This is a genomic window from Paenibacillus sp. FSL H7-0323 (genome assembly GCF_038002725.1).
Classification (GTDB): Bacteria; Bacillota; Bacilli; order Paenibacillales; family Paenibacillaceae; genus Paenibacillus_AQ; species Paenibacillus_AQ odorifer.
Map to the genome: position 1 here is coordinate 154,598 of NZ_JBBODB010000001.1, position 13,957 is coordinate 168,554.

General features: G+C 44.1%; 12 protein-coding genes. 9 read left to right on the top strand and 3 right to left on the bottom strand.

What is annotated here, in order from left to right; translation table 11 throughout:
* The first annotated feature begins 237 nt into the window (after positions 1-237).
* Positions 238-1,656 carry a pyruvate kinase gene (gene pyk / locus MHH89_RS00835; RefSeq protein WP_038569666.1) on the top strand — a complete coding sequence of 473 codons (1,419 nt, stop codon included), beginning with the start codon at positions 238-240 and terminating at the stop codon, positions 1,654-1,656.
* Between the two features lie 186 nt (positions 1,657-1,842).
* Here the strand turns inward: pyk and MHH89_RS00840 are convergent, their stop codons facing one another.
* Positions 1,843-2,544, bottom strand: a complete 702-nt coding sequence (locus MHH89_RS00840; protein WP_076301303.1) for a G1 family glutamic endopeptidase — start codon at positions 2,542-2,544, stop codon at positions 1,843-1,845.
* A gap of 127 nt (positions 2,545-2,671) precedes the next feature.
* On the opposite strand from MHH89_RS00840, the gene MHH89_RS00845 reads away from it, so the two are divergent.
* Genes MHH89_RS00845 through MHH89_RS00855 form a run of 3 tightly spaced genes read left to right on the top strand, consistent with a single transcriptional unit; the run spans position 2,672 to position 4,818 of the window.
* On the top strand, positions 2,672-3,856 hold the full coding sequence (locus MHH89_RS00845) for an MFS transporter (protein ID WP_036678905.1): 1,185 nt from the start codon (positions 2,672-2,674) through the stop codon (positions 3,854-3,856).
* A 39-nt stretch (positions 3,857-3,895) separates the two neighbouring features.
* The gene (locus tag MHH89_RS00850) at positions 3,896-4,423 is read left to right on the top strand and encodes an acyl-CoA thioesterase (RefSeq protein WP_340393849.1); all 528 of its coding nucleotides are present in this window, start codon (positions 3,896-3,898) and stop codon (positions 4,421-4,423) included.
* Entirely contained in the window at positions 4,420-4,818 is a 399-nt protein-coding gene (locus tag MHH89_RS00855; RefSeq protein WP_076124906.1) for an FxsA family protein, read from the top strand. The genes MHH89_RS00850 and MHH89_RS00855 overlap by 4 nt, the downstream gene beginning before the upstream one ends.
* Positions 4,819-4,907: 89 nt before the next feature.
* Here MHH89_RS00855 and ytvI read toward each other — a convergent pair whose 3' ends face one another.
* Entirely contained in the window at positions 4,908-6,023 is a 1,116-nt protein-coding gene (ytvI, locus tag MHH89_RS00860; RefSeq protein WP_076124908.1) for a sporulation integral membrane protein YtvI, read from the bottom strand.
* Between the two features lie 397 nt (positions 6,024-6,420).
* Here ytvI and citZ point away from each other — a divergent pair, with 397 nt between their 5' ends.
* From citZ to MHH89_RS00880, 4 genes are all read left to right on the top strand, one after another.
* Positions 6,421-7,533, top strand: coding sequence for a citrate synthase (citZ, locus tag MHH89_RS00865; RefSeq protein ID WP_036678915.1), 1,113 nt, complete (start codon positions 6,421-6,423; stop codon positions 7,531-7,533).
* A 147-nt stretch (positions 7,534-7,680) separates the two neighbouring features.
* Complete coding sequence (icd, locus tag MHH89_RS00870; RefSeq protein WP_036678918.1) at positions 7,681-8,976, top strand: NADP-dependent isocitrate dehydrogenase; 1,296 nt, start codon at positions 7,681-7,683, stop codon at positions 8,974-8,976.
* An 80-nt stretch (positions 8,977-9,056) separates the two neighbouring features.
* The gene (gene mdh, locus MHH89_RS00875; RefSeq protein WP_076124910.1) at positions 9,057-9,998 is read left to right on the top strand and encodes a malate dehydrogenase; all 942 of its coding nucleotides are present in this window, start codon (positions 9,057-9,059) and stop codon (positions 9,996-9,998) included.
* A gap of 127 nt (positions 9,999-10,125) precedes the next feature.
* Positions 10,126-10,554: a hypothetical protein gene (locus tag MHH89_RS00880; protein ID WP_036678923.1), complete on the top strand. Its 429-nt coding sequence runs from the start codon at positions 10,126-10,128 to the stop codon at positions 10,552-10,554.
* Between the two features lie 77 nt (positions 10,555-10,631).
* Here the strand turns inward: MHH89_RS00880 and MHH89_RS00885 are convergent, their stop codons facing one another.
* Positions 10,632-11,516: an AraC family transcriptional regulator gene (locus MHH89_RS00885; RefSeq protein ID WP_341086071.1), complete on the bottom strand. Its 885-nt coding sequence runs from the start codon at positions 11,514-11,516 to the stop codon at positions 10,632-10,634.
* A gap of 248 nt (positions 11,517-11,764) precedes the next feature.
* On the opposite strand from MHH89_RS00885, the gene MHH89_RS00890 reads away from it, so the two are divergent.
* Complete coding sequence (locus MHH89_RS00890; protein WP_341086072.1) at positions 11,765-13,876, top strand: GDSL-type esterase/lipase family protein; 2,112 nt, start codon at positions 11,765-11,767, stop codon at positions 13,874-13,876.
* Positions 13,877-13,957 lie beyond the last annotated feature (81 nt).

Sequence of the window (13,957 nt, forward strand, 5' to 3'; positions counted from 1 at the left end):
AATCTCGATCCACTAACGGGATTATTTTAATTTTTTTTATGTTTACAGAAAATTCGACTTAAAGTTACACCCAAAAGTGCCTACAACATTGATTTTGTGTCTGGTTTGCAGTAATATTCATAAGGGCGTACTTAAAGGCACATGTGACAAAGTTCCTATTTTATTAGTTAGCCTTGTAGTAGATTTTGTAGTTGGAAAAAGTGAGACAGAGAGAACGAAAAAACGGAGGAAAACCTAATGCGGAAAAGTAAAATTGTATGTACGATCGGACCTGCGAGTGAATCGTTGGAGAATATCAAAAAATTGATTTTGGCTGGTATGAATGTGGCCCGTCTGAATTTCTCCCACGGCGATTTCGAAGAGCACGGTGCTCGGATCAATACGATCCGTCAAGCATCTAAGGAACTGAACAAAACAGTTGCTATCCTGCTCGATACTAAAGGACCGGAGATTCGCACAGGCAAGCTGGAAGTAGAACCGATTGAACTTGTTCAGGACGAGTACCTGACACTGACTACGGAAGAGATCCTTGGTAATCAAGATCGTATTTCCATCACGTACAGCGAACTTCCTAACGATGTTCAAGTAGGATCCACCATCCTTATTGATGACGGTCTGATTGGTTTGACAGTTGTCGACATTCAAGGTACAGAAATCAAGACCCGTATTGTAAACGGTGGTACGATTAAGAGCAAGAAAGGCGTTAACGTACCAGGAGTAAACATCTCCTTGCCGGGTATTACGGAAAAAGACACCAACGATATTCTTTTTGGTATCGAACAGGACATCGATTTTATCGCCGCTTCCTTCGTTCGCAAAGCTAGCGACGTTCAGGAAATTCGTGAGCTGCTTGAGAAAAACAACGCTTCTCACATCCAAATCATTTCCAAAATCGAAAACCAACAAGGTGTTGACAACCTTGATGAAATTTTAGAAGCTTCTGACGGCCTGATGGTTGCTCGTGGTGACCTTGGTGTTGAAATCCCAGCTGAAGATGTACCTTTGGCTCAAAAATTGATGATTCAAAAATGTAACGTTGCTGGTAAACCAGTAATCACAGCTACACAAATGTTGGATTCCATGCAACGCAACCCACGTCCTACTCGCGCTGAAGCAAGTGACGTAGCAAACGCTATTTTAGATGGTACAGATGCAATCATGCTTTCCGGAGAAACTGCTGCTGGTAAATATCCAGTAGAATCCGTACTTACAATGTCCCGCATTGCTGAGAAAGCGGAATCCGCTCTGAACCACCATGAAATCTTCATGAAACAACAAACTGCACAAGAAACTACAGTTACAGAAGCAATCAGCCAATCCGTTGCAATTTCTGCTTTGGATCTGAACGCTAAGGCTATCATTTCTTCGACTGTAACAGGTCATACTGCACGCGTTGTTTCCAAATACCGTCCTAAAGCACCAATCATTGCCGTTACAACACAAGAAAGAACTATGCGTCAATTGTCCCTCGTTTGGGGCGTAACGCCAGTGTTCGGACAAGTTGCATCTTCCACAGATGAGCTGCTGGAAACAGCAATCAAAGGTGGTAAGGATTCCGGTCTGGTTCAAACTGGTGACCTAGTTGTGATTACTGCAGGAATTCCACTTGGACGTTCTGGTTCCACTAACTTGGTAAAAGTAAGCACAATCGAGTAGTTCTCGATTGGCTTCACCTGTTTAACAGGTTCCATAAAGCTTAATTAAAGGGTTGTCTCAACTGTAGTGAAAATCTACAAGCGAGGCAGCCCTTTTTTTCGTGTTTATCAACATATTCGATTGAAGATTATGTTAAATCCATTTATGCTGTTAGTAACAAATCTTGAATGATAGGTTCGAGTATTTTTATTTGGGGTATGTTCGTTTGACAGTAAAAGAATCCCCACGATGGTTTGGACAAGAAGGAACGGCGATAGTAGCGTTATTTTGCACCATGATTCCTCCCATATTGAGAGTGAGCCTTGGACTTTTGCCATTAATTCGACAGCAATAGAAGCAAGTAGGGGAGACACGCGCCAGCTTTGCGATCGAGCCGTCTACCTCGGGAGCCTCCATAATCCATTCACCAGAGGTTTGTGGTCCGGTATATCGCTGTAATGTTCGAAAAATCCAATTTCGGCTCAAATTGCGGAGCGTAATCGTCCATTTGTTGCGGCCTACCTTCGTGATGTTCGCTTTTATATGGTCTCCAGGGCTCACTGGAAGGGGAATTACCGTTTCGACATCAGGAAGGATTTCCCACCAAGCGTAATACCGGGCACGGCCATTTACGAATTCATGGCCTGTACCCGTTTGGATCAGGCTGCTGTTCTTGAAACCGTCTATACCAATCCAAGCAGAGGAATAGGAAGGTTTAGAGGTTGGTTTTACATATGGAACGATCCATTCACCGGCAATGCGGTTAAAAGCCCCCTTTTTTCCAGTGATCGTATATCCGCTCCAGTTTGTTGAAGACCAGCCGAAGCCGGAGCTTTGAAATTTGTTCGAATTAGATTTGTCTTTTAGACATGGATGATTGACCCGATTAGAATTTTGCTTATTATTCAACTTGTCCACCGCCTTTATAGTACTGCTATATTAAATGCGGTGATTACATAGGAAGTACGGGTGTTCTGCTAAAATATAAGAGAGTACAATGCTTGATTAAGAAGCTGGAGAGGATTTGTAGCTTAAAATGGAAAAATTATCAAAGCTGCGTGGCTTTTATCTGTTTTTAGGATTGGCCGGCGGTTCATTTGGCTCATATCTAACGCTGCTGCTTGTCCACAATGGACTTGATAGCGGGCAGATAGGTATACTAATGGCAACAGGCACGCTAATTGCGATCACGATTCAGCCAATATGGGGAATTGTCTCGGATCGGTATAATCAGACGCGTTTGGTACTAATCCTAAGTGTGGCGATACCGGCTTTATTAGCCGTCTTTTACCGTTCGGAATATTTTATAGTGTTACTGCTGGTGTATACCCTCTCTACAATCTTTTCCTCGACACAGGCGCCTATAGCCGATTCTTACGCGATTTCAGCGGCGAAGAGGGCTGGGGCTACTTATGGCAGTATAAGGCTTATGATGAGCATTGGAGCGGCTGTGGGAGCCTATTTAGGCGGATTGTATGTATCGTCCTTCTCTGTATCCACGATATGGCTGCCCTTTCTTATGTTTAATCTGATTGCGGTTCTTATTGCATTGACGCTGCCGAAGCAGGCAGAAGAGAATCATATGATGCGGCAATCGTTTTCTCAGGGGGTTAAAAAGCTGCTGGGGAATCGGGTGTTCCTAGCGTTTTTGGGTGGCAGTTTTCTTGTGAACCAGACGATGACTGCTTTTGGAACCTACTTCGTCATTGCGTTTCAGTCGGTTGGAGGTTCAACTCGTTATGCAGGAATTGCGCTTTTCCTCGCATCTGTAACGAACGTGCCCTCCATGCTGTTTGCTTCCAAGGTAATCAAAAAGCTGGGGCGCGAGCGGACGCTGCTCCTTGGCGCACTTATTTATGTCTTGCGGTGGGGTATTCAGGTGGCTTTCCCTTATCCATCCGTAATGATTGGAGTGCAGGTACTGCATGGCCTGTCATTCGGGTTCTTTTATATTGCTGCCGTTGAATATGTATCTCAGATCACCTCTAACGAGATGCAGGCGACTGGGCAAAGTGTTTTTAATATGGTGTTCTCGGGTTTTGCCGGTGTTGTTGGCAATTTATTAAATGGATTCTTGCTCAATCAAGGCGGCGTAGAAGTGATGAACCTGTCTTGTATGTTGAGTTCAATTGCAGGAGCGATGCTGCTATTTTATGTCGCCAGAAGCTCCCGAAGCAAACTATCGACGACAAAGCTATCTTCAGACGGGGCCCGGGCCTAAAGCTCTCCCTGCTGCCTATGCCGAAAGGAGTATTTATAAATGGAATTACAGCAAGACGGCTTGCAAAGCCGGTGGTATGAGTCTACCCTGCGTGTTCGATACCAGGAAAGTGATCAGATGGGCGTAGTGTATCATGCGAATTATTTGAACTGGTTTGAGTCTGGCCGTACGGAGTTGTTACGTCAGCTTGGCTTTACTTATCGTGAGCTTGAGAATCAGGGAGTGCTGCTGCCTGTTACCTCAGCCGATTTGCAATTTAAAAGTCCGGCGCGATATGATGATCTTATCTCCGTGTATGCGCGAATGACTACCTTTTCGGCGTTAAGAGTCGCATTTGAGTATCAGGTGCGGAGGCTCTCGGAAGCAGAAGGTAGGAATTTAGAGGGTTCAGCGGCTACTTTGGGACAATTGCGGTCGATGGACCTCCCCGGGGAACTGCTGGTTACCGGCTCGACAAATCATGTTTGGGTGAATCGAGAATGGAAGCCTGCCAGGCTGGATAGAGCCCTTCCGGAGCTGTTTCACGCGATTAAAGGAGCGCTGCGGGAAGAAAGGGGTTCTGTATGATTAGAAGCAAATGGTTGTGGGCTGCATTATTTATCATTCCTGCCGTGGAATTATTCGGCTTTATCTTTGTAGCAGATCAACTTGGAGCATTCAAAACGCTGCTGCTTATGTTGACGACCTCGGTTATCGGACTATTGATGATGCGTTTCGAAGGGAATAAAGTGCTGCAAGACAGCAGAACACATATGCAGGAGGGACGCGTTCCTGGCCGGACGATGCTGGATGGCCTATGCATTTTTTTCGGTGGCTTACTGCTGATCTTACCTGGCTTCATAACGGATATTGTAGGTTTCTCCTTGGTGTTTCCGTTGACTCGGCCTTTGTATCGTATATTTTTGCTGAAGTGGATTGAGAAAAAGATGAAAAACGGCACCTTCACCTTTTACCGCCGCTAGTCATCATCAAAACAAAAACAGAGCGGGCCCCTGTCATTGATAGGAGCCCGCTCTGTTTTGCTATTCCAAGTATTGTAGGGTATTGTTTATTATCTTAGTCTTCCGCTGACAATATAGCTGTGTAATGCGTGAAATACACCTGCTCGGTTAAAGGCTACAAGAATAACTAGAATAACGGGACCGATGATCAGCCCAAGCATACCGAACAGCTGCAAACCTGCAAACATGCCGACCAGCATAGCAAGGGGATCAAGCCCAATGCTGCTGGCGAGCACTTTCGGCTCAAGCACTTGGCGGGTTACAAGGATAACGGCATATAGGATAGTAAGTCCGATCCCCAGTGCCAGATTGTCTGTCATGTAAGAGTATAACGCCCACGGAATCATTACGATTCCAACCCCTAAATAAGGCAACAGATCCACAAAACCAATCATTAAGCCAATAGCGAAAGCAGATTTTACACCCAAGAGCAGCAACCCGATCACGACAATGACCGCTGTAATGGAGATCAGGATTAGCTGAGCCCGGAGATAGCCGAAGAGAGCTTTTCGCAGATCCCGCCAGATACCCGATACCGGCTTTAAGAATGGGGCTGGCAGCCAGCCTGTGAGTTTGGCATTATGTCTTTCCCAGCTAGTACTAATAAAAAAGGCAGCGAGAACGACCACGATAAGAATTGTACCCATACTGGGTAGAGCGGAGATCAGCTTTAAGATCACATTAAAAAATCCGGTCACCACTTGCGTAACTGCGTAACCAACGGTTTCCGTTGTTCTGCTGATATTGCTGTCAATGGTGGCGTGATAGTCAGGATTGTCGCGGTAGAACTGATTTATCTGGTTAATGATATTCTGTATGCTTGCATTCTGGCTCAAGGACAGCAGAAGCTCTCTCCATTGGTCCGTATGAAGATTAAAGGTCTGCAGCAGCACGATCAATTCTTTCACTAGCCTTGTAATCATCGCGGTCAGTACTAGTGCGGTTCCGCCTATGTAAAATAGCAGCGAGAGCGACACCGCCAGCCACGCTGGGAGCTTAAGGCCTTTAAGAATCAACACTAGTGGATGCATGATATAAGCGAGCAACCAAGCGAGCAGGAGGGGGTATAACAGCGGAAGCAATAAATAGATTGCCAGCAGGAGGATAGAGGTAGCCAGAACGACCCACAGGCCGCGCAGCAGTCTTTTTAATGCTAATCGGTCCATACGAAGATCTACACCTCCTTCATTCCTGCGGATGCAGGGGAATAAAAGCTCGTCTTCATATATATTCATAGAACCTATTTAAAGACTAGGAAACGGGATAAATATTGGGCTGAACCGGATGCTATAAACTAAAATCTCAACTGTGAATCAAGGGTTTAGAAGTTTTTTTCTATCTCTGTGATAAAATCATTTGATGCGCTGCAAAGCTTCCACATTGTTCACATAACCGACAAAATCCAGTATGATGAATAAAGATTCGATTACGAAAGTCAGACAACATCCTCGCCGGATATGTCCTTGAACTGCACTCCTTAGATTTTTCAATGCTTTAAATTGGAAATGTTTACATGAAACCGAGAATGCTTTTTATACCTTGTTGGCAAAGGAGAGATATGCTATGACAGCTACCAAAGGCTTGGAAGGTATCGTTGCAACAACTTCATCCATTAGCTCTATTGTGGATGGGGTACTCACTTACCGTGGTTATGATATTGATGATCTCGCAGAAAATGCTACCTTCGAAGAAACCGCTTATTTATTGTGGTTTGGCAGTCTACCAACAACACCAGAGCTGGAAGCGCTCAAACGGGATTTCAGTGCTTTCGCACGGATTCCTGAGCCAGTCATCGAGCAAATGAAGCTCTATCCAAAAGACACCAACACCATGGCAGCATTGCGGACTGCTGTATCAAGCCTTGCTCTCTATGATGAAGCGGCTGACGATATGAGCAGAGAAGCTAACGAGATTAAAGCAGTAAAACTACAGGCACAGCTCCCGACGGTTGTGGCGGCCCTATCGCGTATTCGCAAAGGTCTGGAACCTGTGGCTCCTAAAGAAGGCGTCTCGATTGCCGAGAACTTCCTGTATATGTTATGGGGAAAAGAACCTGACAGTGTATCTGTTAAAGCGCTTGATACCGCACTTGTGCTTCATGCGGACCATGAGCTGAATGCTTCAACTTTTGCAGGCAGAGTTACGGTTGCAACCTTGTCCGATATTTATTCCGGCGTGACCTCCGCTATCGGCGCACTAAAGGGTCCACTTCACGGTGGGGCGAATGAAGCCGTTATGAAGATGCTTGAAGAGATCGGAAGTTTGGAAGCGGTTGAACCTTATATTCGTAAGAAGCTGGATAACCGCGAGAAGATCATGGGCTTCGGCCATAGAGTATACAAAAATGGTGATCCACGTGCTAAACACCTGATGAAAATGTCACTTGAACTTGGCACAATGAAAAATGATACTACGCTGTATGATATGTCCGTAAATATCGAGGAATTGATTACCGGACAAAAGGGACTTAAACCGAATGTTGATTTCTATTCGGCATCAGTTTATACACAGCTGGGTATTGAACGTGAGCTGTTCACTCCTATCTTTGCAATTAGCCGGACTTCAGGCTGGACTGCACATATTCTGGAGCAATATACAGATAACCGTATTATCCGGCCACGTGCAGAATACACAGGTATGATTGAACAGAAATACGTTCCAGTAGACGAAAGATAGAAGGGCAGCCTTGCGGGCTGCTCCTAAAGTTTAGTAGAATGAACCCTAGAATATATGCAATAATGCATATTCATACGTAGAGAGTTTTGTTCGAGGCTTGTCCATGAGAAATTAAATCCCACAAAACTTTAGGAGGAATACACTCAAATGTTGAAACTAGAAAAATTCGATCTGCCAACAGAAGGCGAACAAATCACAATTAAAGATGGTAAACTGCAGGTTCCTAATCATCCAATTATTCCTTTTATCGAGGGTGACGGCACAGGCCGTGATATTTGGAAGGCTTCCAAACGCGTACTTGATGCAGCAGTAACTAAAGCTTATGGCGGCACAAAGCAAATCGCTTGGTACGAAGTTTTTGCTGGCGAAAAAGCCTTCAATACATATGGCGAATGGCTGCCAAATGATACTTTGGAGGCAATCCGTGAATATTTTGTAGCTATTAAAGGTCCACTTACGACTCCAATCGGAGGCGGTATTCGTTCATTGAACGTAGCTTTGCGTCAAGAGTTGGATTTGTACGTATGTCTGCGTCCAGTTCGTTATTTCGAAGGGGTTCCTTCTCCTGTTAAACGTCCTGAGCTGGTGGATATGGTTATTTTCCGTGAGAATACGGAGGATATTTATGCAGGGATTGAATATCAAGAAGGTTCTGCTGAAGTGAAAAAAGTCATCGAATTCCTGCAAAAAGAGATGGGAGTTAACAAAATCCGTTTCCCTGAAACTTCTGGTATTGGTATCAAACCAGTATCCTCCGAAGGTTCAAAACGTTTGGTACGCGCTGCTATTGAATATGCGATCAAACACGGACGCAAGAGCGTAACGCTTGTGCACAAAGGAAACATCATGAAGTTCACTGAAGGTGCCTTCAAAAACTGGGGTTATGAAGTTGCTGAGCAAGAGTTCGGAGATAAGGTCTTCACTTGGAATCAATACGATGTGATTAAAGAACGTGAAGGTGAAGCTGCTGCCAATGCTGCTCAGAAGGATGCTGAAGCTGCGGGCAAAATTATCATCAAGGATGCCATTGCCGATATCGCATTGCAACAAGTTCTGACTCGTCCGACTGATTTTGATGTTATTGCTACCTTGAACCTGAACGGGGATTACCTGTCTGACGCGCTTGCTGCGCAAATCGGCGGTATCGGTATCGCTCCTGGAGCGAACATTAACTATATTTCTGGACATGCGATTTTTGAAGCCACTCATGGCACCGCACCTAAATATGCAGACAAAGATGTTGTGAACCCTGGTTCCGTGATTCTGTCCGGCGTAATGTTGCTGGAGCATCTGGGTTGGCAGGAAGCAGCAGATCTGATTTATAAAGGTATGGAAACAGCTATTAATAACAAAACCGTGACTTATGACTTTGCCCGCCTGATGGAAGGCGCAACTGAACTGAAATGCTCTGCATTTGCCGACGAGATTATTAATCACCTCTAAGATAGGCTGGCTCAACCAACTGAATATATTGAAGTTTAGCTAATACAAGCTATACCGACACCGTTCTAGGAGGAGAATCCTTGGCAATCAAACGTTATAAAATTACAGTTGTAGGTGCCGGTTTTACTGGGGCTACTACAGCTCTTATGCTTGCTCAAAAGGAGCTTGGTGACGTTGTGCTGCTTGATATCCCACAAATGGAGAACACAACCAAGGGGAAGGCACTAGATATGCTGGAAGCAGGTCCTGTACAGAAATTTGACAGTCAAATTACAGGAACCTCAAGCTATGAAGATGCTGCGGATTCAGATATTGTAATCATCACTGCAGGGATTGCCCGTAAACCTGGAATGAGTCGCGATGATCTCGTGAACACCAATGCAGGTATTGTGAAGTCGGTATGCGAGAACATAAAACGTGTAGCACCAGATTCCATCGTAATCATTCTGAGTAATCCAGTTGACGCTATGACCTATGCGGCATTTAAAGCGCTGGGTTTTCCGAAGAGTCGCGTAATTGGACAATCCGGAGTACTGGATACAGCCCGTTATAACACGTTTATTGCACAAGAGCTGAAGGTATCTGTTGAAGATGTACGTGGTTTCGTATTAGGCGGACACGGCGATGATATGGTACCGCTCGTAAGGTATTCCAGTGTCGGTGGCATTCCAATTGATACATTGATATCTGCGGAGCGTATTGATGAGATTGTGCAACGTACACGTGTAGGTGGCGGAGAGATTGTTAACCTCTTAGGAAATGGTAGTGCTTATTATGCACCAGCGGCTTCTTTAGTTCAGATGGCGGAAGCTATCTTGAAGGACAAAAAACGGATCATTCCGGTTATCGCTTTGCTCGAAGGAGAATATGGCTACGATAACCTGTTCATGGGTGTTCCGGCGTTACTTGGTGCCAATGGTATTGAGAAAATTTTTGAACTCGAGCTTACAGCTGAGGAAAAAGCGGCTTTAGATAAGTCTGCTGAATCCGTGCGTAGTGTAACAGCTGTGCTAACTGTATAGATTGTGACAGAGGTATGAAGAAACCCCCATTTTGTTCACTTAAAATGGGGGTTTCCTTTTCTTCTCAAGCAATAATGGGTATAATTAAATGTAACTATTATCACAGTTAAAACGGAGGAGATATGTTATGGATTGGAACGTGTTGTTTTTCTTACATATGATCGGAACCTTGGCACTTGGCTTCTACCTTGTGCTACCCTTCATCCTAGGACGTGCAGAGAAACTGTCGTCTGGGGCTAAAGAAGGAACGTTAAGTGCAGTAACCGGATTTAATCGTTTTGCGCAGTATGGATTGGTGATCCAACTCCTTACAGGCGGTTATATGATGACCAAAGGTGATTATTCAGTAGCGTGGATGATTATTGTTGTTGTGTTATTGCTAGCGATGTTTGCACTTGGCGGTATTATGAGTAAGCCTTTGCGTCTTGCAGCAGCTGGAATTCGTGAGAACCGCGACGTTAGCGCAGAGACTGGAAAATTGCGCACACTTAGTGCACTGCTTACGGTGTCATTGCTACTAATGGTATTCTTCATGGTGTTTAACGATATAGTTTAATCTATAGCGAATTATACCCGCCTCCGTAATGGAGAGCGGGTTTTTCGTATGTTCCGGTAATTTATCTTCATAAAACGTTAATCCCTGATAGGATTCGTATAAGATTTCGGCCGGTAATTTAACGGAGAAACACCCGTCCATCGTTTGAATTGTCGGCTGAAGTGGCTCTGGGAAGCAAACCCGAGTTGTTCAGAAATCCTCTGTATTTTTAAATCGGTATGAAGCAGCAAATGTTTTGACTTCTTTAATCTTAGGTTAGTTATGTACTGCCTAGGAGATATCTTATATATCTTTGTAAACAACTTATGGCACTGCACCCGACTTAAGCAAAGCTGCTCAGCAATCAAATTAACCGTGAGCTCCGGCAAATGAATATTGGCTGCAATATATTTTTCGATCTGATGAGCAGTTTCCACCTCGTACAAAGAGTTTGCTTGTCGCGCTGTGTTGGAATTCTCCGAATTCGAGAGCTGTACATCAATGAGTTCAGTCAAAATCATCAGGATGATCGCTTGCAAACGAAGCCTTTCTTTTACAAGAATCATTTCTTCAATTTCCTCGGGAAATCCAGTGGAGGCCGTCGTGGCGAGAATATTGTTCTTAATAAATTCATCCAAATGTTCCAGTTGGTGATTTAATCCCGAATGCTGCATTTGCTGGTTATTCCATTTCTGTACAGCTTGAGACTGAAACCAATCACGAAACTTTAAATCGTCAATATCGAAATGAAAGGAGAGGTAGATATAGTTGCTCAGGCCAGAATTAACTACATAATGACGTAAGCCAGGTGGAATAATTAACCAATCTCCTTTACCAAAGGCAATGGAACTTCCTTCTACATATTGATGGGAGTTGCCGTCGTAGCAATACAATAGTTCGAAGATTTTGTGATGATGATCAGGGTATGCCCACCCAGGTTCTGCTACACGATAATGAACACCGATCAGCTGCAGTGTACTCATAATGTTCGGAAAGCTGACTTTGTAAGCGATAGGAGTTCTCCTCCTTAGGATCAATAGGGATGTTCTTAATTATATCAAGGATACCTATACATATGACCGTTTTGCAGTGCGAGCCGTTGATCATTCCATAGTTTTCTTTACAAAAGGTCAAAAAAAAGAATGAAATCATCATTTGAATCACTTTAGAGAACAGGGATAATGGAGGAACCTAGGGAAGTATTTCGAGAAACGGAAGGAAGTGTAATGAAGTGGGAAAGTTGTGTAGGAATATACTAATCTTATCTTCTTTACTAATGGCTTCATTGACTCTTACTCACGGTACAACAGAGGCAGCCTTTATAAAAGATGGGGCAGAGAGGCAACCTCCAACCCAAATTGCACGCGTATACAAGTTCAATTTTACAAACCAAGTTAAAACAGGGTATCAATCCGTCAGGTATGATCCTAATCACGGTGTACAATTGTATGACTCATCTTTAGGTTATGGTTTTGTTGAAGAGACCAACGCTTTACCCGCCAGAGAAGTGCACACCGACTCAATTACATCCGATGGAACAGGTTTTTTCATCACAGAGCCTAATTTTTTTGCTGAACCTAAATCTGAGAAAGATAATTATAACAACTACGGTATGGCGTTTCGAATGGATGCGCCCCCTGGAACCTACAACATATATGTAAAAACGACTTCTGACGCAGAGGATGGGATCGTGTCAGTATCCGGAATGCAGACCAGCCGCTTGTTGAAAAGTGGACATTGGGACGCTGCAAAGCTTGTACCCGTCAAGCATACGGCTGTAGCCAAAGGGAAAGAGTGGACTTATACGTATGTAAACGGCCGTGACCATATAGATATTGAGATCGAACCGAACAAAGTGAACACAGCTGTGGGGATTGAGGAGATCATACTGGAACCGATTTTGACTCAGCATAGAGCGGCTGGAGCTCTTCCGAATTTATTTATACTTGGAGATTCCACGGTCAAGTCCTACACCTTCGACGAAGCACCAATGAGTGGTTGGGGCCAGATTATTGGCAGTATGTTTAATCAACATAAATTGAGTGTAACTAACTATTCCATGGGGGGACGCTCGTTTAAAAATGCCTATACAGAAGGTCGACTGAACGACATTTTACTGAATGGCAGCATTGGGGATTATGTGTTTATTCAATTCGGACACAATGATGAGAGCGCAGATGAGTTCAGACGTTACGGCAGAGGTTCGACAGAAGCAATGTATGAAAATTACCTTAAAGAAGTCTATCTCCCTGCGATTCAAGCCCGGGGTATGATACCAGTACTGGTAACCCCAATGTCCAGAATTAAAGGGAATGCAAGTCCGGGATATATCTATGAAAATTCTTTTAAATCAAGAAAGTTTGTAGATATTCTTAAACGGGTCGCAGATGAATCTGGAGTTACACTTATTGACCTTAACTCGGAAAGTCTGAAATATTATAACGAGATCGGTGTAGAAGCAATAACAGCCCTCTTCATGTCTATTGAAGCCGGAGAAACGCCAGGCAAAACAAATGACGGAAGTTACGCTAACGGGCATCCTTCAAAGAAAGTCGATGGGACTCATTTTAAAGAAGCGCTCGCCAAACAATTTTCACGGATGATTGTCACGGAGCTTGTAGAGAAAGGTGCTACTGGCGATTCTACTGCTGCCTCCATTACTCCTTACCTTAAAGGGAACGTTAAGCATGCGGCACTAACAGGGAACTGGGGTAAGATTTTTCCGGAAATAACGAATGATACGACGACTGGGGAAGCTGCTTATTACCGTAATCAAATTGAAAAATTAATCCAGCTGGGAGTAGTGGGCAAAGACCGTCAAGGGAATTTTAATCCGGATACGGAGATGACAGTTGCTGAATTCACACGCAGTATTTCTAAGTTAATGAAAGTGGAAAGATCTGATGTTGCCTATTATCCGAAAGGTAAGCTGTCACGTGAATCGATGGGTGCTATTCTCTATGATGTTTACCAAGTAAAGTTTGCTAATAAACCTAAGTACATGACTGATTATAACGGCACAGCAGTAGTGCCAGGAGATCCTGGCTATGATTCGAATTTGGAGCCAGGAGCTAGAGGTGCGATGTACTATCCTCTTGTATCCTGGACGCAGCTTGTTGATACAGCGGACATTTCTCCTTATTTAATTTCAAAAGTGAAAAGTGCATATGAATTAGGACTCATTAGATCTGAAGTGGGGATTGCCAGAGGCGAAATGGTCAATGGGACAGAACTAGAACCTAAAGCTATAGTGACCCGGGAGAAAGCGGCCAAAGCTCTGTACTTTATGTGGGTGCTGGAACATGAAGTGAATGCAGAAAATCATGTTTCTTCTCTAAAATAGTTAGGGTGAACAATTCAAGGCACAGCAGCGATGCTGTGTCTATTTGTATGCAGTGAATTCCTCTCCACTTACAGCAGTATA

What these genes read in the sequence shown, in the direction of transcription:
- pyk (WP_038569666.1), top strand. Translation starts at nt 238, where the DNA reads ATGCGGAAAAGTAAAATTGTATGTACGATCGGACCTGCGAGTGAATCG.
- MHH89_RS00845 (WP_036678905.1), top strand. Translation starts at nt 2,672, where the DNA reads ATGGAAAAATTATCAAAGCTGCGTGGCTTTTATCTGTTTTTAGGATTG.
- MHH89_RS00850 (WP_340393849.1), top strand. Translation starts at nt 3,896, where the DNA reads ATGGAATTACAGCAAGACGGCTTGCAAAGCCGGTGGTATGAGTCTACC.
- MHH89_RS00855 (WP_076124906.1), top strand. Translation starts at nt 4,420, where the DNA reads ATGATTAGAAGCAAATGGTTGTGGGCTGCATTATTTATCATTCCTGCC.
- ytvI (WP_076124908.1), bottom strand. Translation starts at nt 6,023, where the DNA reads ATGGACCGATTAGCATTAAAAAGACTGCTGCGCGGCCTGTGGGTCGTT.
- citZ (WP_036678915.1), top strand. Translation starts at nt 6,421, where the DNA reads ATGACAGCTACCAAAGGCTTGGAAGGTATCGTTGCAACAACTTCATCC.
- icd (WP_036678918.1), top strand. Translation starts at nt 7,681, where the DNA reads ATGTTGAAACTAGAAAAATTCGATCTGCCAACAGAAGGCGAACAAATC.
- MHH89_RS00880 (WP_036678923.1), top strand. Translation starts at nt 10,126, where the DNA reads ATGGATTGGAACGTGTTGTTTTTCTTACATATGATCGGAACCTTGGCA.
- MHH89_RS00885 (WP_341086071.1), bottom strand. Translation starts at nt 11,516, where the DNA reads ATGAGTACACTGCAGCTGATCGGTGTTCATTATCGTGTAGCAGAACCT.